At 69.2% G+C, this 18,410-nt stretch carries 19 protein-coding genes; 14 read left to right on the forward strand and 5 right to left on the reverse strand.

Features of this window, described 5'->3' with window-relative positions; genetic code table 11:
• Window positions 1–58: 58 nt before the first annotated feature.
• The 10 genes from QRD43_RS07585 to QRD43_RS07630 all read left to right on the forward strand — a co-directional run bounded on the left by QRD43_RS07585 (window position 59) and on the right by QRD43_RS07630 (window position 9,139).
• Window positions 59–916 (forward strand): alpha/beta hydrolase family protein, encoded by an 858-nt coding sequence (locus QRD43_RS07585; RefSeq protein WP_285981882.1) that lies wholly within the window; start codon window positions 59–61, stop codon window positions 914–916.
• 2 nt (window positions 917–918) lie between these two features.
• Entirely contained in the window at window positions 919–1,476 is a 558-nt protein-coding gene (locus QRD43_RS07590) for a DUF1569 domain-containing protein (protein ID WP_285981883.1), read from the forward strand.
• A 73-nt stretch (window positions 1,477–1,549) separates the two neighbouring features.
• On the forward strand, window positions 1,550–2,314 hold the full coding sequence (locus QRD43_RS07595; RefSeq protein ID WP_285981884.1) for an enoyl-CoA hydratase: 765 nt from the start codon (window positions 1,550–1,552) through the stop codon (window positions 2,312–2,314).
• Window positions 2,314–3,054 (forward strand): SGNH/GDSL hydrolase family protein, encoded by a 741-nt coding sequence (locus QRD43_RS07600; RefSeq protein WP_285981885.1) that lies wholly within the window; start codon window positions 2,314–2,316, stop codon window positions 3,052–3,054. Before QRD43_RS07595 ends, QRD43_RS07600 begins: the two co-directional genes overlap by 1 nt.
• Before the next feature lie 467 nt (window positions 3,055–3,521).
• Window positions 3,522–4,001: a hypothetical protein gene (locus QRD43_RS07605; RefSeq protein ID WP_285981886.1), complete on the forward strand. Its 480-nt coding sequence runs from the start codon at window positions 3,522–3,524 to the stop codon at window positions 3,999–4,001.
• Window positions 4,002–4,018: 17 nt separating this feature from the next.
• Window positions 4,019–4,606, forward strand: coding sequence for a 2OG-Fe(II) oxygenase (locus QRD43_RS07610; RefSeq protein WP_285981887.1), 588 nt, complete (start codon window positions 4,019–4,021; stop codon window positions 4,604–4,606).
• 43 nt (window positions 4,607–4,649) lie between these two features.
• Window positions 4,650–5,084: a hypothetical protein gene (locus QRD43_RS07615; RefSeq protein WP_285981888.1), complete on the forward strand. Its 435-nt coding sequence runs from the start codon at window positions 4,650–4,652 to the stop codon at window positions 5,082–5,084.
• A gap of 4 nt (window positions 5,085–5,088) precedes the next feature.
• Complete coding sequence (locus QRD43_RS07620) at window positions 5,089–5,664, forward strand: hypothetical protein (RefSeq protein ID WP_285981889.1); 576 nt, start codon at window positions 5,089–5,091, stop codon at window positions 5,662–5,664.
• An 88-nt stretch (window positions 5,665–5,752) separates the two neighbouring features.
• On the forward strand, window positions 5,753–7,900 hold the full coding sequence (locus tag QRD43_RS07625; RefSeq protein WP_285982496.1) for a peptidase domain-containing ABC transporter: 2,148 nt from the start codon (window positions 5,753–5,755) through the stop codon (window positions 7,898–7,900).
• 3 nt (window positions 7,901–7,903) lie between these two features.
• Window positions 7,904–9,139 (forward strand): hypothetical protein, encoded by a 1,236-nt coding sequence (locus tag QRD43_RS07630; RefSeq protein WP_285981890.1) that lies wholly within the window; start codon window positions 7,904–7,906, stop codon window positions 9,137–9,139.
• Window positions 9,140–9,151: 12 nt separating this feature from the next.
• Here QRD43_RS07630 and QRD43_RS07635 read toward each other — a convergent pair whose 3' ends face one another.
• A complete protein-coding gene (locus QRD43_RS07635; protein WP_285981891.1) occupies window positions 9,152–10,300 on the reverse strand; it encodes an NAD(P)/FAD-dependent oxidoreductase in 1,149 nt (382 codons plus the stop codon).
• Window positions 10,301–10,313: 13 nt separating this feature from the next.
• Window positions 10,314–10,754 (reverse strand): acyl-CoA thioesterase, encoded by a 441-nt coding sequence (locus QRD43_RS07640; protein ID WP_434063840.1) that lies wholly within the window; start codon window positions 10,752–10,754, stop codon window positions 10,314–10,316.
• A gap of 52 nt (window positions 10,755–10,806) precedes the next feature.
• Between QRD43_RS07640 and QRD43_RS07645 the strand changes: the two genes are divergently transcribed.
• The 3 genes from QRD43_RS07645 to QRD43_RS07655 all read left to right on the forward strand — a co-directional run bounded on the left by QRD43_RS07645 (window position 10,807) and on the right by QRD43_RS07655 (window position 14,634).
• A complete protein-coding gene (locus QRD43_RS07645) occupies window positions 10,807–12,648 on the forward strand; it encodes an ABCB family ABC transporter ATP-binding protein/permease (RefSeq protein ID WP_285981892.1) in 1,842 nt (613 codons plus the stop codon).
• Between the two features lie 43 nt (window positions 12,649–12,691).
• Entirely contained in the window at window positions 12,692–13,627 is a 936-nt protein-coding gene (locus tag QRD43_RS07650; protein ID WP_285981893.1) for a LysR substrate-binding domain-containing protein, read from the forward strand.
• Window positions 13,628–13,773: 146 nt separating this feature from the next.
• Complete coding sequence (locus QRD43_RS07655) at window positions 13,774–14,634, forward strand: amino acid ABC transporter substrate-binding protein (protein ID WP_434063859.1); 861 nt, start codon at window positions 13,774–13,776, stop codon at window positions 14,632–14,634.
• Window positions 14,635–14,825: 191 nt separating this feature from the next.
• Here the strand turns inward: QRD43_RS07655 and QRD43_RS07660 are convergent, their stop codons facing one another.
• The 3 genes from QRD43_RS07660 to QRD43_RS07670 form a co-directional block, all read right to left on the reverse strand.
• Window positions 14,826–15,134: a hypothetical protein gene (locus tag QRD43_RS07660; RefSeq protein WP_285981895.1), complete on the reverse strand. Its 309-nt coding sequence runs from the start codon at window positions 15,132–15,134 to the stop codon at window positions 14,826–14,828.
• A gap of 98 nt (window positions 15,135–15,232) precedes the next feature.
• Window positions 15,233–15,931: a phytanoyl-CoA dioxygenase family protein gene (locus tag QRD43_RS07665; protein ID WP_285981896.1), complete on the reverse strand. Its 699-nt coding sequence runs from the start codon at window positions 15,929–15,931 to the stop codon at window positions 15,233–15,235.
• Between the two features lie 80 nt (window positions 15,932–16,011).
• Complete coding sequence (locus tag QRD43_RS07670) at window positions 16,012–17,409, reverse strand: M20/M25/M40 family metallo-hydrolase (protein ID WP_285981897.1); 1,398 nt, start codon at window positions 17,407–17,409, stop codon at window positions 16,012–16,014.
• A gap of 478 nt (window positions 17,410–17,887) precedes the next feature.
• On the opposite strand from QRD43_RS07670, the gene QRD43_RS07675 reads away from it, so the two are divergent.
• Window positions 17,888–18,394: a hypothetical protein gene (locus QRD43_RS07675; RefSeq protein ID WP_285981898.1), complete on the forward strand. Its 507-nt coding sequence runs from the start codon at window positions 17,888–17,890 to the stop codon at window positions 18,392–18,394.
• The last annotated feature ends 16 nt before the right edge of the window (window positions 18,395–18,410 follow it).

Consider the following 18,410-nt stretch of genomic DNA (forward strand, 5'->3'; position numbering starts at 1 on the left):
AACGCGGCCTGCGGGCCGCGTTTTTCATTGCAGGTCCGAAACGATGAGGAGCCCCGCCATGCTGCACTTCCAGTCCCGTGACGGCTTTGCCTTGAGCGGCCATCTCTATGGCGATCCGGCCACCGCGCGCGCCGGCCTGCTGATCGCGCCGGCCATGGGCGTCGAGCAGCGCTACTACGCCGACTTCGCCCGCTGGATGGCCGCGCAGGGCTGGCTCGTGATGAGCTTCGACTACCGCGGCATGGGGGCCTCCCGGCCGGACGGCATGCGCCATTCGCTCAAGGGCCTGGACGCCGACATCCGCACCTGGGCCGAGCAGGACGCCGCCGCGGCGGTGGACGAGTTGTCCCGCCTGCTGGGCCCCGAGCGGCCCCTGCACTGGCTGGGTCACAGCCTGGGCGGCCAGATTCTCGGCCTGCTGCCCAACCGCGAGCGCGTGGCCAAGGCCGTGACCGTGGGGACCGGCAGCGGCTACTGGCGCGAGAACTCGGCGGGCCTGCGCCGCTATGTCTGGTGGCTGTGGTACGTGGTGGTGCCGCTGAGCCTGCCGCTGTTCGGCTATTTCCCGGGCCGCCGCCTGCGCAAGGTCGGTGACCTGCCGCGCGGCGTCATGGCGCAGTGGCGCCGCTGGTGCCTGGACCGGGACTACATGATGGGCGAGGGCGGCGACGCGCTGCGCCGGCAGTACGCGGCGCTCCAGCTGCCGATGCTGTCCCTCTCGTTCACCGACGACGAGTTCATGTCCCGCCGCAACACCGAGAGCCTGCACGGCTTCTACGCCGGCGCCCGGCCCGAGCTGCAGCGCATCGCCCCGAAGGACGTGGGCGAGCGCCGCATCGGGCATTTCGGATTCTTCCGCGCGCGCTTCGAGGCCAAGCTCTGGCCCCGCGTGAGCCACTGGCTGCAAGGAGCCTGACCATGGACACAAGACCTGACCCCCAGGCCACCGAACCGTCCCGCCGCCTCCTGCTGAGTGCGGCCCTGCTGTCGAGCACGGGGCTCCTGAGCGCCTGCGAGGGCCGGTTGCCCGAGGGCTTCCAGGCCTGGGCGGAGGTGCAGAAGGCCGTGCTGGAGCTGCGCTTCCATCCCATGCGCCATGACGGCGCCTGGACCGTGCCGCAGCTGCTCGTCCATCTGGCCCAGAGCATCGAGTACTCGATGAGCGGCTACCCGCAGCCCAAGCCGGCCTGGTTCCAGGCCTCGCTCGGCAAGACGGCGTTCGCGCTGTTCGATGCCCGCGGCAAGATGAGCCACGACCGCGACGAGCCCATCCCCGGCGCGCCCGCGCTCGACGCCGAGGCCACGCTCAAGCAGGGCGTGCAGCGCCTGCTCGATGCCATGGACGCCTTCGCCGCCTGGACCGGCCCGCTCAAGCCCCACTTCGCCTACGGTGCACTGAGCAAGCCCGAGTACCAGCGCGCCCACCTCATGCACATCGCCCACCACTGGGAGCGCCTGCGGCCTGCCGCTGCCTGAGCTCCCGACGCGCCAGGGCCGCCCCGCCGCTCTGGCATCATCCGCCCCCAAGGAATTTGCCTGGAGAGAAGCCGTGACCATCAAGACCGCCACCGTCAACGGCGTGCTGACCCTCGAGATCGCACGCCCCGAGAAGAAGAATGCGCTGACCCGCGCGATGTACCAGGCCATGGCCGACGCCCTGATCGCCGCCAACGGCGACAAGGCCGTGCGCGCCGTGCTGATCCAGGGCCAGCCCCAGATCTTCACCTCGGGCAACGACATCGAGGACTTCATGGGCAGCCCGCCGCGGGACGAGGACGCGCCGGTGTTCCAGTTCATGCGCGCGCTGCTGGGCTGCGAGAAGCCCGTGATCGCCGCGGTGAACGGCGCGGCCATCGGCATCGGCACCACGCTGCTGCTGCATTGCGACTTCGTCTACGTGGCCGATGACGCCCGCCTCGCGATGCCCTTCGTGAGCCTGGGCCTGGTGCCGGAGTTCGGTTCCAGCCTGGTCGTGCCGCGCCTCATGGGGCATGTGAAGTCGGCCGAGAAGCTGCTGCTGGGCGATCCGTTCACCGGCGCTGACGCCGTGGAATGCGGCATCGCCAACGCCGTGCTGCCCGCCGGCGAGGTGGTCAACCACGCCCGCCGCGTGGCCGAGCGCTTCAACAGCCTGGCCCCCAGCGCGGTGCGCGAGAGCAAGCGCCTGATGCGCCGCCACAGCATCGAGCAGCTGCAGGAGACGATCAAGACGGAGGCCGAGATCTTCGGTGCCCGCCTGCGCTCCCCCGAGGCCACGGAAGCCTTCCAGGCCTTCTTCCAGAAGCGCCAGCCCGACTTCTCCCAGTTCGACTGATGCTCGGCGCAGCCAGGCTGCTGCTCGCGCCGGTGCTGCTGTGGCAGGGCCGGCAGGTGCGTCGCCGCGCGCTGAAGCTGCCCGAGGCCGCGGGCGCGCGCGCCGGGCAGGCCGGGCAGGGCGCCTTGGCGCTGCGTCTGCTGATCGTGGGCGATTCCTCCGGCGCGGGCGTCGGGGCGCCCACGCAAGACCTGGCCCTCGCCGGGCGGCTGGCGGCTCATCTGGCCGAGGCCCTGGGTGGCCGCGTGCACTGGCAGCTCGTGGCCTGCACGGGGCATGACAGCGCCGATGCGCGCCGCCACCTGGCCGAGGCCCCGCTGGAGCCGGCCGACGTGCTGGTGACGGCCCTGGGCGTCAACGACGTCGTCGGTCAGCGCCGCGCGAGCCACTGCCTGCAGGACCTCGACGCCATCCATGCGATGGCCGCCGAGCGCTGCGGCGTACGCTACAGCCTGCACAGCGCCGTGCCGCCCATGCATGCCTTCCCGCTGCTGCCCCAACCCCTGCGCTGGATGCTGGGGGCGCAGTCGCAGCGCCTGAACCGGCGCCTCGCGCGCCATCTGATCGGCCGTCGAGACCGCGGCCTGCAGGCCTTGCCGGCCCATCTGCACGGCGCCGCTGCGGCACAGCACATGGCCGAGGATGGCTTCCACCCCGGCCCGGCAGGCTACGAGGTCTGGGCGCAGGCCCTGTGCCAGCGGCTGCTCCGGGAACGCCGGGCGTGGTCACCTGAGGCCTGACGTCGTCCCCGTGGCTGCACGTGCCCGGTTGGGGCGCCTCACCGACCGCTATGCGCACGCGGAGCGGACGCTGCCCTTGCTCAAGGGCGCCCATTTCTTGACAATTGCTAACCCAGCCAGCCAGTGGCCGTCCCGCTTCTTCTGAAGCGCTCCAGGACGCCACCTCTGCCAGCCAGCCGTCCCACTGCAAGGCATTCGCGGTCCGCGCGATGCCCGAGACTCCCCCATGCTGGCCTGATCCATTCCTCCTGCCTGAATCCGACCCTGCGCCCTGTCGTGGCGGCGGTCTCCTTGGTCATTGAACCGTGCCGCTGTGGCGCGTGCAGCGTCGAGGCCCTGCGGCCCGTGCCTGCCTGTGTCCCTTGCATTGAACTTGCCTTCCCAGCGTCTTGGAACCTGTTGCCTACCGTCCTGAAGCAGTGGCCCACCGATCCGGTGCCACGGGCGATCTTCGCCTGACCCAGCCCTTGTCCCGGCGGTGGCTGCTGCTCATCGTGCTGCTCCCCTGGAGCGCATTGGCGGCGGTGCTGGGGGGCCTGCGGATCCCGGTGGCGCTGGAGTCGTCCGTGTACCAGTCCGGCCTGGCGGCGGACGGTCAGGGCGTCGTGGCCCTGCGTGTGCCGGTCGCCGAGGCGGGGGGCGTTGCGGTGGGCGATCTGGCCCGGGTCGCGGGGGTCGAGGGCGGCTCGCTTCGCAAGGTGGGCGAGGGGCGGGTGATCCACCGGGGCGCCGTCCGGCGCGGGAGCGGGGGCCACACGGCCTGTGACGGGCTGGCCGAGGGCCAGGCGCCGGGAGACGCGCAATGCGTCGTGATCGCCCTGATGGCGGGCCGTGGGCCGGGCGACCCTTCGGGGTGCGCGGGGCACCCGCCCTGGTCGAAGCTCCGGGTGGAGATGCCGGGGCAGGCCATGAATGTCCTTGATCTGCTGAAGAGAAAGCTGCGATGAATGCCAGGGATCCCCAAGTGCCCGTCCTGCCCCAGGGCGACGAGCTGTCCATCCAGCGCCATGACGACCTGTTCGAGGCGGCCCAGATCGACGCGGTGCAGACCTTCTTCGAGGAGGATGTGCGCTGGACCTACGGCTGGCGCTCGGTGAATGGCGTGAATCCGCTCTCGCACTGGAACCATGATTTCCTGAAGACCCGCAAGAACAACCAGCAGGACCAGACGCAGCGGCTGGCCGCCGACCCGGCCCTCCGGGCAGTGGCGGCTCTCTGGGACACGGTGCAGCGCCGCTGCCTGCCCGGCCATGCGCTGCTGCGCTGCTACGCCAACGCCCACACCTACGGCGTGGAGGGCTACCCGCATGTGGACTCCCCGGCGCCGGGCCAGAAGACGGTGGTCATCTACCTGAACCCGCGCTGGCAGCCGGACTGGGCCGGCGAGACGGTCTTCTTCAATGCCGAGGGGGACATCGTCCATGCCGTCCTGCCGCGGCCAGGGCGGGCGGTGATCTTCGATGGATCCATCCTGCACGCGGCGCGCGGGGTCTCGCGGATCTGCACCGCGGCGCGTGTGACCCTCATGTTCAAGGCGGGACGGTCCTCGTGACCGATCCGCGGACTTCATCCATTCACTACAGGGAGGACTGACGATGAGCAGTGAAAACAAGAGGCATTCGACGTACTGGGGCATGCAGGAGCTGAGTTTCGACGACACGCGATACATCAGCGGTGGCGACTGCGAGGACGGCGACGAGGTGACGCCGTGCCTGCCGAAGGTCACGATCAATGGGTCCAGAACCTACCAGGTCGAGTTCAGCAGCAACTTCCTGCCGCTGGGCTACTTCTTCCTGACCAGCGGGGGCGGCGGCGGCGGCTCCTCGTCCGCCGGGGACGGTGGCGTGCGCGACCTGCCGCAGCCCAAGAAGAAGGAGATCTGCGATGCCGTGGCGGACGAGACCGTCGCCGAGGTCAACCGGGCCAAGAAGGACGGCCGGATTCCCTTCGTGGCCCGGGGCTTCATCCCGAGCGATGAGGAGATTCGCAAGGAGGCCTTCCGTGTGTGCATGAAGGGGCTGGGAGGCTGATGCCATGCGGAACGTGACTCCATTCAAGGGCTGGCGCTCCGTCGGTCTGATGCTGGTCGGCTGGCTGCTGGTCTGCCTGGCCGGCTGCGGGCCTCGCACACCCGCCCCGCTGGGGCAGGCGCTGCCGGTGTCGGCGTCCCTGGCCGGCCTGTGGCGGGTGCAGGCGGATGACGTGGGCGGCATCCGCGCGCAGGTGCTGAACGTCGAGGTCAGCAACGGCGAATTCGCGACCCTGCAATGGCAGCCCGAGGCCGCCGAGGGCCTGCCTTCCGTGCGGGCCTACGTCCGGCAGGTGGGCGCGCAGCAGCTGCTGTTCGTCGAGACCGGCGATGCGCAGAAGGGCTACTACTTCGCGGCGCTGACGTCCGTGAGCGACCACGAGATCGTGCTGACCGCCCCCAACGAGAAGCGCCTGAAGAAGGCCTCGAAGGCCCTGGGTGGCCAGCTGAAGTACCAGTCCCACTGGCTCCACCGGGAGGCCCATCTCGACAGCGGGCTGCTGGAGAAGATTCTCGAGCAGAAGTCCGGCGAGCTGTTCACCGACGGCATCCGCATCCGCCTGCAGAAGGTGGTCCGCTGATCCTCGGGAGGCCGGTGGGGCGGGGGATCGAACCCCGCCCGCGCCGGCCTGTTCCCTGCGCTTTCCACGGGCGATTTCCTTGAAGCATGTGTTCCAGTCAGAGACCGGGGAGTGCGGTCTCGCCTGCCTCGCCACGGTCGCGAGTCATCACGGGAAGGCCCTGGGCCTGCCCCTGCTGCGCCAGCTTGCCGGCGGGCATTCTCGGGGCCTGACCATGGCCACGCTCATCACGGTGTCCGCCGGAATCGGCCTCTCCAGCCGGCCGCTGCGCGTGCCGCTGGAGGCGCTGGACCGGCTGCGCGTGCCCTGCATCCTGCACTGGGACCTGAGCCACTTCGTCGTGCTGCTGAAGGTCTCCCGGACCTTGCGGGGCGAGCGTGTGGCCACGATCTTCGATCCGGCGGTCGGACTGCGCCGCCTGAGCCTGGCGGCGCTGTCGCCGCATTTCTCGGGCATGGCGCTGGAGCTGTGGCCCGGCGAGTCCTTCCAGCGAGGCGGCCAGGCGGCGCGTCCGCCCTCGGTGCTCGCGCTGCTGGGGCCGGTGGCCGGTGCGTGGGGCGCCGTCGGGCAGCTGCTGTTCCTGACGCTGATCCTGGAGCTGCTGGCGCTGGGGTCCCCGCTGTTCAGCAAGTTCGTCATCGACGACGTCATCGGCGGCCATGCGACGGAGCTCCTGCTGCCGCTCACGGCCTGCTTTGCCGCGCTGCTGCTGACACAGACCGCCACCAGTCTGCTGCGGGGCTGGCTGCTGATGCGCTGGAGCCAGGAGCTGTCCCTGGGCTGGATGAGCCGGATCCTGAATCACCTGGTCCGGCTGCCGATGCGCTTCTTCGATGCGCGGGGCTCCGGCGAGGTGCTCAGCCGGCTTGGCAGCGCCGGGACCATCCAGTCGGTGCTGACCGGCATCGCGCTGGGCTCTCTGTTCGATGTGGTCGTGCTCGCGGCGGCGTTCGCGATGATGATCGGCCTGAGCCCCTCGCTGTCGGTCGTCGTCGTTGTCCCCATCCTCGTGTACCTGGCGCTCAAGGCGCTGACCTACCCCTATTTCGAGGCCGCCGCGCGCGAGCGGCTGATGCTGGCCAGCCGCGAGAGCCAGTTCCTTCTGGAGATCGTCCGCTCGATGATGCCCATCAAGCTGTTCTCCCGGGAGGCGGACCGCATCTCCCGCTGGCAGAACCTGCGCCAGGCGGTGCAGAACCGGGACCTCCGGACCGAGAACTTCACGCTCGTCTATCACGGCGGCGTCGTGCTGATCTTCGGCGTGCAGGGCCTGTTCATCTTCTACTTCGGCGCGACGTCCGTGCTGGCCGGGCAGATGACGCTGGGCTTCCTCATGGCCTTCTCCGCCTACGCGGCCACCTTCGGCAACCGCCTGGTGGCGGTGATCGACGCCATCCTGGGCTTCCGCATGCTGGCCGTGCATGGCGAGCGCCTGTCCGACATCCTGCTGGAGGCGCCCGAACCGGGGCCGGCCACGCGGGCTCCCCTGGCGCCGCTGGCGAGCCTCCAGCTGCAAGGCGTCGGCTACCGGTATGCGCGGGACGGGCAGCCGGTGCTGCGCGATCTCGACCTGGTGCTGGCGCCGAAGCAGTGCATCGGCCTCAAGGGCGCAAGCGGTGCGGGCAAGTCCACGCTGGCCCGGCTGATGCTCGGGCTGGTGCGGCCCACCGACGGCGTCATCCGTCTGAACGACGTCGTCATGGACGAGGGCATGGCCCGGGCCTGGCGCACGCAGGTCGCCGCGGTCACGCAGGACGACACGCTGCTGGCCGGCACGCTCCAGGAGAACATCGCCTTCTTCGATGCCGACGTGGACGCCGCTCGTGTCGAGTGGGCGGCGCGGATGGCGGCCCTCCATGACGACATCGTCCGGATGCCCATGGGCTACCGGACCGTGATCGGCGAGTCGGCGCGCACGCTGTCCGGCGGGCAGCGGCAGCGCCTGCTCATCGCGCGGGCGCTGTACAAGCGCGCGGACATCCTGATCCTGGACGAGGCCACCAGCCACCTGGACGTGGACACCGAGCTGGAGATCATGGCGAGGATCCGTGCCTTGCCATGCTGCGTCGTGGTGATCACGCACCGGCCGCAGGTGCTGGCGCTGCTGGAGACCTGCTACGAGCTGCGCGACGGCGCCTTGCGCCCCTGGCCGGCCGCCGAGCCTGCCGGGCCGCCGGCCCGCGCCCTTGACATGCCGCCACGGCCGAGGGTGCCACTGCAGGCGGCCGGGTGCTGAGCCATGAAGACATCTGGATTCCCGGAACCCGTCCGCCGCCCGCCGGCACGCACGCTGCGGGCCGTCCTGGCCGGCGGCGTGGCGCTGCTGGCCCTGCTGCTGGCCCTGCTGCTGGCGCCGGCGGACTCTCCGCCGGCGCCGCTCCCGTCGCCGCCCAGCCGCGAGGCGCCGCTGGCCCCTGTGGCCCCTGTGGCCGACGCCGCCCCGGCGCCGGCGCCCGCCAGCGCCGCGTCCTCTCCGGGGCGCCCAGCGCAAGGGCTGCTGTGCGCCCGGGAGGACGGCGGGGACGCCGACCCGGCCGCCCAAGTCGCCCCGCAGGATCTGGACACGGCGTTCGCCGAGGCCGCGCGGCGCGCAGCGACCCAGCTGCAGGGGGCGAAGGGTGAGCTGGGGCAGGCCTTCGGGCAGTTCCTCGGGGCGTGGGACCGTCGGCAGATGGCGGTCCGGCAGTTCCAGCAGGGCGTCCCCGGCTGCGCGGCGAACGCGCGGTGCCAGGACGAGGCGGACCGGGTGGGGGAGTCGGCCTACGTGCTGGCCCTGTCGCCGCTGGTGAAGCGGGCCGTCGAGGGCCGGGACGCCCGCGTCTACGGCCTGGCCTACGCGGCCTGCTTCGGGGTGCCGAAGGCCCGGCGGGCGGGGTCCGGCTGTGACAGCCTTTCGGCGGAAGGCTGGCAGTTCCGGGATCCGGGCTCGCTGGAGGCGCAGGTCGCGCGGCTGTATGAGGCGCACATGGCCGATCAGGCCGGGGCGCTCGAGGAGGGCTACTTCCAGATGAGCCAGCGGCCTGCGCTGCCGATTCCCCGGTCCCCGTTCGGCTGGCTGGCGGAGGTGCCTGAGTTCGCTGCGCTGGACGATTCGGTCCAGGGCGTCATCTACACGAAGCTCATGATGGACATGCCGCGCCCCCGGCTCGAGACGCTGCTGCTGTCGCACTGCACGAAGTCCGCCATGGAGGCTCCCGCCCGGCAGCAGGTCTGCCAGACGCTGGCCCGGACCGTGATCGCATCGCCCCAGGATCTGCGGGTGTCGCTGGCGGCGGTGGAGATCGTCAAGCGGCTCGGCACGCTGGACGAGCAGACGCGGGCCGTGGCGCGGGAGCTCAGCGCCGTCGAGCGGCGGATGGCGCGGGCCTTCGGCGCCCGGGACCGCATGCCCTGCGCCACCTTCCAGCGCTTTGCCGGCACCCAGCGGCAGGCCTGGCAGCGGGGCGAGCTGGCGGCCTACCGCGAGCTGCCGTGATCGTGTCGACGTTCAGATCACGTTGAGCTCACGGTAGGGCTCGCCGCGCTGCAGCCGGTCCGCGCCCAGCGGCGAGAGGTCCAGGGTCTCGTAGCGCCCGGCGGCGATCCATTCGGCCAGCCCGCGCCCGATGCCCGGCGCGTGCTGCAGCCCGTGCCCGGAGAATCCGCAGGCCATCAGCAGCCGCTCCTGCCCGGGCCAGGGGCCGACGAGACCGTTGTGATCGATGTCGTTCATCTCGTAGTAGCCCGCCCAGCTGCGCTCCTGGCGCAGGGTGGCAAAACCTGGCACCCGCTCGGCCAGCGCCGGCCACAGGCGTTCCTCGAAGAGGTCGGCCTCCGGGTCCAGCGGCAGGTCCGGCGCGTCGTCGCCCAGCGGGGGGCCGCCGCAGAGGAACTGCCCGGGGCCCTCGGGACGGAACCACAGGCCGGAGGGGTCGATGACCAGCGGGCAGCCGGCGGCGGGCTCCGGCGTGCGGAAGGCATAGACGCTGCGCCGGCGGGCGCTCACCGGCAGCGCGATGCCCGCCGTGGCCGCCAGCGGGGCGGACCAGGCGCCGCCGGCCAGCACGAGGCGGTCGGCCCGGAGCCGGTCACCGCCGGCCGTGCACACACCGGTGATCTGCCCGGTGCCGTTCGTCTCGAAGCGGATCGCCTCGTCCTTGACGTAGCGCACCCCCGCGGCCTGCGCCCGCTGCTTCAGCGACTGCAGCAGGCCCCAGCCGTCGAACCAGCCTTCGCCGCTGCGGCCCCAGCTGCCGAGGGCCAGGTCTTGCGTGGCCAGCCAGGGGAAACGGCGCTGCAGCTCGGCCGGGCTCAGCAGTGCGACGTCGGCCCCTTGCGCGCGCTGGACCGCATGCAGCGCCTCCTGCTGTGCGACGCCCGTGGGCGGAATCAGATAGAGATAGCCCTGCTCGACCAGCGCCGCCTGCGGCCCGGCGGCGCGCAGCACCTCCAGTCCGTGCAGGGAGAGGGCGATGTTCAGGGGCGTGGAGAACTGCTGGCGGATCGACGCCGCCGAACGGGCCGACGAGGCCCGCTCATAGGTGGGATCCCGTTCCAGCACGGTGATGCGGCCGCGCCAGTCGGGGCGCTCGGCCAGGCAGGCGGCCACGGCGCTGCCCAGCGCGCCGCCGCCGACGATCAGCAGCGTGTCCTGCATGGGGCGGGCGGGCTCAGTCCTCGATGCTGAAGGGGCGCGACTTGCCGTCCTTGTCGATGGCGACGTAGGTCAGCTGCGCCTCGGTCACCTTGACCACGTGCGGGCTGGCCGGGTTGCGCTCGGCGATCACCTCGACCTGCACGGTGACGGAGGTCCGCCCCACGCGCACGACCTGGGCGTAGAAGGAGAGCAGGTCCCCGATGGACACGGGCTGCTTGAACAGGAACTCCTTCACCGCCACGGTGGCGATGCGGCCGCGCGAGAGGCGCGCCGGCAGGATGGAGCCGGCGATGTCCACCTGGGCCATGATCCAGCCGCCGAACACGTCGCCGTTGTGGTTGGCGTCCGCGGGCATGGGCATCACGCGCAGCACCAGCTCGCGGGGCCAGACGCGGGCATCAGGGGCGGGAGCGGCGCTGGGGGCGGGGGCCAGGGGGCTTTGGGTGTCGGGCATGGTGGGCGATCGGGACAACAGTGACAATGCGGCCCATTCTCTCCCTATCACCATGCGCCGTCATCCTTCTGTCACGACTTCTGCCTCTCCCTCGCACGCAGGCTCGTCCGCGGGCCGCGCGCCGGCGCTGAACACCGCCGTCACGGGGGACTGGGGCACGGTGGCCAAGCTGATGCCCTATCTGTGGCACTACCGCTGGCGGGTGGGGCTCGCGCTCAGCTTCATGCTGGCCGCCAAGCTGGCGAACGTGGGTGTGCCCCTGCTGCTCAAGGAGCTGGTCGACAGCCTGAGCCTCAAGCCCGGCTCGCCGGAATCGATGCTGGTGGTGCCCGTCGGCCTGCTGCTGGCCTACGGCCTGCTGCGGCTCTCGACCTCGTTGTTCACCGAGCTGCGCGAACTGGTGTTTGCCAAGGCCACCGAGGGCACCTCGCGCGCCATCTCGCTGCAGGTCTTCCGGCACCTGCACGACCTCTCCCTGCGCTTCCACCTGGAGCGCCAGACCGGCGGCATGACGCGCGACATCGAGCGTGGCACCCGCGCCGTGCACTCGCTGATCTCCTACTCGCTCTACAGCATCCTGCCCACGCTGATCGAGGTGGTGCTGGTGCTGGCCCTGCTGGGCGTGAAGTTCGATGCCGTGTTCGCGCTCATCACCATCGCCGCGCTCGTCATCTACATCGCCTTCACCGTCTACGTGACGGAGTGGCGCACGCAGTTCCGCAAGCAGCTCAACGAGCTCGACTCGGTGGCGCACAGCAAGGCCATTGATTCGCTGCTGAACTACGAGACCGTCAAGTACTTCAACAACGAGGACTTCGAGGCCCGCCGCTACAACGAGAGCCTGGAGAAGCTGCGCCGTGCGCAGCTGAAGTCGCAGAGCACGCTGTCCATGCTCAACACGGGCCAGCAGCTGATCATCGCGTTCGCGCTCGTGGCCATGCTGTGGCGCGCCACGCAGGGCGTGGTGGCAGGGCACATGAGCCTCGGGGACCTCGTGATGGTCAACGCCTTCATGATCCAGCTCTACATCCCGCTGAACTTCCTGGGCGTGATCTACCGCGAGATCAAGCAGAGCCTGACCGACCTGGAGAAAATGTTCCAGCTGCTCTCCCGCGAGCGCGAGGTGGCGGATGCGCCGGATGCGCCCGCGCTGGACGTGCCGCACGGCGCGGTGCGCTTCGAGGACGTGCGCTTCGCCTACGATCCCGAGCGGCCCATCCTGCACGGCATCAGCTTCGAGATCCCGGCCGGCAAGAAGGTCGCGGTGGTGGGCCCCAGCGGCTCGGGCAAGAGCACGCTCGCGCGGCTGCTGTACCGCTTCTACGACGTCGACGGCGGCTGCATCCGCATTGACGGGCAGGACATCCGCGCCGTGCAGCAGGGCTCGGTGCGCCGCGCCATCGGCATCGTCCCGCAGGACACGGTGCTCTTCAACGACAGCGTCGCCTACAACATCGGCTACGGCCGGCCCGGTGCCACGCAGGCCGAGATCGAGGCGGCGGCGAAGGCGGCCCACATCCACGGTTTCATCGCCGCCACACCCAAGGGCTACGACACCACCGTGGGCGAGCGCGGGCTCAAGCTCTCCGGCGGCGAGAAGCAGCGCGTGGCCATCGCCCGCACGCTGCTGAAGAACCCGCCCATCCTGATCTTCGACGAGGCCACCTCGGCGCTGGACTCCAGCAACGAGCGCGCCATCCAGGCCGAGCTGGAGGCCGCGGCGCAGAACAAGACGGTGCTCGTCATTGCGCACCGGCTCTCCACCATCGTCGATGCCCACGAGATCCTCGTGATGGAGCAGGGCCGCATCATCGAGCGCGGCACGCATGCCGATCTGCTGGCGCAGCAGGGCCGCTACGCCCGCATGTGGGCGCTGCAGCAGGCCGCCCATTGATCCCCCCGCGCCCACCGCCGGACCCCTTCGCTACACTGCCCCCGTGGAAACCAAATGGCTTGAAGACTTCGTCAGCCTGGCCGAGACGCGCAGCTTCTCGCGCTCGGCCCAGCTGCGGCACGTGACCCAGCCCGCCTTCTCGCGCCGCATCCAGGCGCTGGAGGCCTGGGCGGGCGTGGACCTGGTGGATCGCTCCTCCTACCCCACGCGCCTCACCGCGGCGGGCGAGACCCTGCTCGGGCAGGCGATGGAGGTGCTGGGCAACCTGCAGGCCACGCGCAACATGCTGCGCAGCCACCAGTCGGCCGGCCAGGACATGATCGAGTTCGCCGTGCCGCACTCGCTCGCCTTCAGCTTCTTCCCGCACTGGCTGATGGAGCTGCGCCAGCGCTTCGGCGCGGTCAAGAGCCGGCTCAATGCCCTGAACGTGCACGACGCCACGCTGCAGCTCAGCGAAGGCAACTGCGACCTGCTGGTGGTGTATCACCACGCGAGCCAGCCCTTGCAGCTGGACCCGGAACGCTACGAGATGGCCTCGCTGGGCCACGAGACGCTCGCCGCCTATGCCCGCTCCGATGCGCAGGGCCGGCCGCTGTTCAGCCTGCCCGGGCATCCGGGCCAGAAGATCCCCTTCCTCAGCTACGCCGCGGGCGCCTACCTCGGCCGCCTGGTGGAGCTGATCGTCAAGGCCTCGCCGACGCCGCTGAACCTGGATGCGCTCTACGAGACCGACATGGCCGAGAGCCTCAAGGCCATGGCCATCGAGGGCCACGGCCTGGCCTTCCTGCCCGCAAGCTCGGTCGCCCGTGAGCTCAAGTCCGGCCGCCTCGTGCGGGCGGCGCCCGAGGGGCAGTTCGAGCTGAGCATGGACCTGCGCATCTACCGCGAGCGCCCCGCCATCGCCAAGCGCAGCAAGCCGGCGGCGCTGGCCCTGTGGAACTACCTCAAGGAGCAGCAGGACCTCGCCCGGGCCGGCTGAGGCCTGGGCGCGGCCCCGCTGCCGTGTCCCTGTTTTTGCGGTACAAGCTCGTCACGCGCGCGCCACGCTGGCTGCGCCATCCCATCCCCTGTCATCAAGGAGTGAACCCGATGAAGAAGACCCTGACGCTGCTGAGCCTGGCCCTGATGGCCGCCACGGCCGTCCATGCCGAGGACACGCTGAAGAAGATCAAGGACGCCGGCGCCGTCACCATGGGCGTGCGCGAGTCCTCGGGCCTGTCCTACACCATCGGCGACGGCAAGTACGTGGGCTTCCACATCGACGTCTGCCACCACGTGCTGGAAGACGTGAAGAAGCAGCTGGGCCTGGCCAAGCTGGAGATCAAGTACCAGCCCGTGACCTCGCAGAACCGCATCCCGCTGGTGCAGAACGGCAATGTGGACCTGGAGTGCGGCTCCACCACCAACAACGCCACCCGCCAGAAGGACGTCGCCTTTGCCGTGACGACCTACGTCGAGGAAGTGCGCATCGCCGTGAAGGCCAACTCGGGCATCACCTCCATCGCGCAGCTCAACGGCAAGCACGTGGCCACGACCACCGGCACCACCTCGGTCCAGACCCTGCGCAAGCATGAGCGCGCCACGGGCGTGGACTTCAAGGAAGTCTTCGGCAAGGACCACGCGGACAGCTTCCTGCTGCTGGAGTCCGGCCGCGCCGACGCCTTCGTGATGGACGGCTCCATCCTGGCCAAGAACATCGCCACCTCCAAGGCCCCGGCCGACTACAAGATCGTCGGCGAGGTGCTGTCCGTCGAGCCCATCGCCATCATGATGCGCAAGGACGACCCCGCCTTCAAGAAGGCCGTGGACGACAGCATCAAGGGCATGATCAAGTCCGGCGAGCTGGCCAAGACCTACGACAAGTGGTTCCTGCAGCCCATCCCGCCCGCAGGCGCGAAGATCGGCATGCCGCTGAATGAAGCCACCAAGGCGGCCTGGGCGAACCCCAATGACAAGCCGATGGAAGAGTACGCCGCGAAGAAGTGATCGGGGCTATGCGCTGATCGAGAAGGGCGGTCCTGACGGGCCGCCCTTTTGCGTTTTTGGCGCCTGTCAGGGCTAGGCTGGCGGGAAGTGCATTGGTTTTTTTGGAGGGCAGCAGACGACCCGGAGCGGAAATGGAATAGGGCTAGCAGGCTCCTAGAGAGCGGACGCTCAAGGTGATGCAGTACGACTGGTCAGGCCGCTTGCGCATAGACAAGTCTCCCGTCCCGATAGATCTTTGCCTCGTAGTGCGGGAAGACATGGTGACCGCAATGTTCCGTAAACACGGCAATTGCGCGTTTGGCTTCGTTGACGATGTGAAACGCACGATTGAACTGCACGGCCGAACCATCCATCAGTTCGATTCGCAGCAGTCCCTCAGGGAAATCAAACCACGGTCTGACCTTCTCCAGCACCTGATCAGTGAGCCGGCCGAAGTGCTCGCCAAGCTCGGGAGCCCACTCTGCTTCGATCTGCAAGGCTAGCTGGGGAATTGGGTACATGCGGACATGCCTTTTGTATGCGGGTCGCCCAGCCTAACTGAATCCGGTCGTTCGTAGATGACCGCTCCTGGCCGAACGGCGACGCAAGAGCGGCGCCCTCACCAGGCAAGGTCAAACGGTAGCGCTTCAGGGCCAAACAGGAAATGCAACACTCTTCGTCGGCTTGTACCTGACGACTTTGAGGAAGCGTGCAGGACCAAGGGGCGCATGACCAGTGCATCGCCCCGCTCCGCGGGCACGACGATGCCTTGTCTCCGCCCCAAGATCGCAGCGCGGCCGGGATCGACACGACCAAGCTCATGCGAGGCTGGGACGAGTCGGAGAGGCCCATCGTCCTCGGAGCAGCGGTCGATGTGAACGCGAACTGCGAGGAGTTGCCGAAGGACCGTGTCCGGCGGCTGTACGAACACCGCGCCTTCCTTTTCACTCCAGCCCGACAACCCCGGGTGACCTACCCGACGCGCAACGGGGATGCTCAGGTCCTGGTGAATCGGCACCAGCCAATTCTTTTCAGCAGACTTCTCAAAAAACGTGCACTGAACTGCCCGAGCATTGGCCGGCAGGGACCCGCGAATCTCAGGATGAATCATGACCTTGTGCGCGAGATCAGCACACCAATCCTCTTCCAACAACCGCCTCGAACCGACGCCTCTCGAATCGGCGGATGAAAGAGCTTGGGCAACGCCGTTGCACTCTGTTTCGCTCAAAAGCTTCGGAACAAGGGCAAATCCATCAGCGTCGAGCTGCATTTCAGGGCCAGGAAGGTGATGTCCCGGAAGCATAGCGAGATGCTGCATCGAAATGCTCAGAAGCAGTCAGTCGCGGCCGACCACTCCTGGCCGTAGGCACCCATCCGGCATGCCCCCTCCAGAACCCCTCACTGCATCCTCCGCACCAACTTCCCCACAAACGCATACCCCTCATACAGCGCCGCCGCCCGCATGCGCTCATTCAAGCCGTGCGTGCCTGACGAGTTGCGGAAGGAGCCACTCAGGCCGTAGGTCCAGATGCCGGCCTTGTTGAGGAAACGCGCATCCTGCGTCGCGACGGACATGGTGATGAGCACCGGCACGCCGGGGAAGAGCTCGGCGTTCACCTCGGTGAAGGCGGCCAGCAGGTCCGCGCGGATCGGCGAGGCCGGTGCTTCGACCGCCTCGTGTGCCGGCTTGACCTTGACCTGGTCGCCCATGAGCTTCTGGAGCGTGGCCTGCACCTCGGCCACCTTCTGACCCGGCAGGATGCGGCAGTTCACGGTCACCACCACGCGCTGGGGCAGGGCGTTCTGCGCATGCCCGCCATTGATCATCGTCACGCCGCAGGTGTTGCTGAGCATCGCGCGCTGGTAGTCGATCTTCTGCAGGCGCGCGAGCGCCCCGGGGTCCATCGGCTCCTTCAGGACGCCCTGGTAGTCCGCGGCCTCCGGGCCCTTGGCGATCCTGGCCATGCCCTCGTAGTAGGCCCGCGTGGCAGGCGTCAGCGTCACCGGCCAGGGGTAGGCCGCCAGGCGGCTCAGGCCCTCGGCCACATCGAAGATGGGGTTGTCACGGCGCGGCACGGAGCTGTGGCCGCCACGGTCCGTGGCCACCATCTCGAAGGTCTGGTAGATCTTCTCGGCCACCTTCAGGCCCTGGAAGTCCGGCCGGCCCTGGCTGTCCAGGCTGCCACCGCCGCCTTCGTCGAAGGCCAGCTCGGCGTCGATCAGCGGGCGGTGGTGCTTCAGCAGGAACTCGACGCCGTTGTAGTTGGAGGGAATGACTTCCTCGTCGCAGGTCAGCGCGAGGATGAGGTCGCGGTTGGGCACCCAGCGCTCACGCTTGAAGGCCATCATGTTGGCGACGTAGACCGCGGCATTGGACTTGTTGTCCGATGCGCCGCGGGCGTAGAAGTAGCCGTCCTCCTCGACCAGCTTGAAGGGGTCGCGCGTCCAGTCCTCGCGGCGCGCCTCCACCACATCCACGTGGGCCACCATCAGCAGGGGGCGCTTGCTGCCATTGCCCTTCAGCCTCAGCACGAGGTTGCCCTTCTGAGGCTTGCCGGGGGGCGCGAGGATCTGCAGGTCGGCGTCGGTGTAGCCCGCCGATTTCAGGTGCACCGCCATCGCCTCCACGGCCCGGGTGCAGCTGCCCACCGAGTCCGTGGTGTTGATCTCGACCAGCTCCTGGTAGAGGGCGCGCAGCTCGGCCTGTGCCGGGGTCAGCGCCTGCTGCGCGAGCACAGCGCCGCAGAGCAGCAGGGCGGGGATGAGGCCGAGCGCGAGGCGGAGCGGGTGCTTCATGGGGCGTGATGTCCTGAGGCTGGGGCGCGATGGGGGATCAAACGCGAGCCCGGCGTCGCGCCCACTGACACCGGCTTGGGCGGGCAGCATACGAACTTCAATTGGCGGCGGCAACGCACCTTCACGGGACAGGAGGATCGCCGGGGGACGGCGGCCAGGGCGGAAGCCGGTGCACCCTGCAGGCGCGCGCCGTCTGCCTGCATGCCCGCTGCGGGGGGGCTCGTGCCGGCGGGAGACCGGAAGGGCTGCGCATGGGAAAGCCACATCCTGCCGCTGGCGGACTGCCGAGTCGAGACCTGACCCTGGCGCAGCATCGCGAGAGGTCGAGCTGAGTGTCAGTGCGGTATCCGGGCCTGGACGGCCCTTCTGTCCGGTCCTGGCGCCGGCTACGCTCTGCCCACCCCATCGTTGGGCGCTGCGCAGGGGTCTTGCCCGCGGGATGGTGGTGCGCCCGTGGATGTTTGCCAGAGGACGTCAGATGCACTTTGCCGCTGCTGTGATCCGACTGTTGGTTCTGCTTGGGTTGGCATGCAGTGCGGGCTCCCTCGCGTGGGCGCAGGCCGGCGCGCCCGCGAAGGCCACGTCGGATGTCATCGCGCCCGACACATCCGGGACCGTTCCGCTCAACCGGGCCTCGGTGATCCGAGGCGTGGATCCGCAGCCGGCGTCGGCCTCCGAGAACGCGATCGAGAGCCAGATGACCAGCAGGGAGTTCCGCTTGTCGGTCCTGATCGTCATGTTCGGCATCATCATTTCCCTGATCCAGTTCCTGCTGCTGCGCAGCATCGTCAAGGAAAAGACCGAAATCATTACCCGAACGTTCACGATCACCCTGATCGTCGTGGGCACCATGTTCCTGATCGCTGCCGGGTACCGGACAGAGCAGATCTCTCCGGCGCTGGGCTTGTTCGGAACGATCGCCGGCTATCTGCTGGGGCGCACCGATCAGTCGGCCGCGCGGTCGTCCGCCCATCCAGGCGAGTGATTCAATCGAAACACCC

The organism is Roseateles subflavus (assembly GCF_030285365.1).
Taxonomy (GTDB): domain Bacteria; phylum Pseudomonadota; class Gammaproteobacteria; order Burkholderiales; family Burkholderiaceae_C; genus Roseateles_B; species Roseateles_B subflavus.

What these genes read in the sequence shown, in the direction of transcription:
- QRD43_RS07675 (WP_285981898.1), top strand. Translation starts at nt 17,888, where the DNA reads ATGCACTTTGCCGCTGCTGTGATCCGACTGTTGGTTCTGCTTGGGTTG.
- QRD43_RS07600 (WP_285981885.1), top strand. Translation starts at nt 2,314, where the DNA reads ATGCTCGGCGCAGCCAGGCTGCTGCTCGCGCCGGTGCTGCTGTGGCAG.
- QRD43_RS07655 (WP_434063859.1), top strand. Translation starts at nt 13,774, where the DNA reads ATGGCCGCCACGGCCGTCCATGCCGAGGACACGCTGAAGAAGATCAAG.
- QRD43_RS07585 (WP_285981882.1), top strand. Translation starts at nt 59, where the DNA reads ATGCTGCACTTCCAGTCCCGTGACGGCTTTGCCTTGAGCGGCCATCTC.
- QRD43_RS07615 (WP_285981888.1), top strand. Translation starts at nt 4,650, where the DNA reads ATGAGCAGTGAAAACAAGAGGCATTCGACGTACTGGGGCATGCAGGAG.
- QRD43_RS07665 (WP_285981896.1), bottom strand. Translation starts at nt 15,931, where the DNA reads ATGCAGCATCTCGCTATGCTTCCGGGACATCACCTTCCTGGCCCTGAA.
- QRD43_RS07640 (WP_434063840.1), bottom strand. Translation starts at nt 10,754, where the DNA reads ATGCCCGACACCCAAAGCCCCCTGGCCCCCGCCCCCAGCGCCGCTCCC.
- QRD43_RS07660 (WP_285981895.1), bottom strand. Translation starts at nt 15,134, where the DNA reads ATGTACCCAATTCCCCAGCTAGCCTTGCAGATCGAAGCAGAGTGGGCT.
- QRD43_RS07590 (WP_285981883.1), top strand. Translation starts at nt 919, where the DNA reads ATGGACACAAGACCTGACCCCCAGGCCACCGAACCGTCCCGCCGCCTC.
- QRD43_RS07630 (WP_285981890.1), top strand. Translation starts at nt 7,904, where the DNA reads ATGAAGACATCTGGATTCCCGGAACCCGTCCGCCGCCCGCCGGCACGC.
- QRD43_RS07620 (WP_285981889.1), top strand. Translation starts at nt 5,089, where the DNA reads ATGCGGAACGTGACTCCATTCAAGGGCTGGCGCTCCGTCGGTCTGATG.
- QRD43_RS07645 (WP_285981892.1), top strand. Translation starts at nt 10,807, where the DNA reads ATGCGCCGTCATCCTTCTGTCACGACTTCTGCCTCTCCCTCGCACGCA.
- QRD43_RS07635 (WP_285981891.1), bottom strand. Translation starts at nt 10,300, where the DNA reads ATGCAGGACACGCTGCTGATCGTCGGCGGCGGCGCGCTGGGCAGCGCC.
- QRD43_RS07670 (WP_285981897.1), bottom strand. Translation starts at nt 17,409, where the DNA reads ATGAAGCACCCGCTCCGCCTCGCGCTCGGCCTCATCCCCGCCCTGCTG.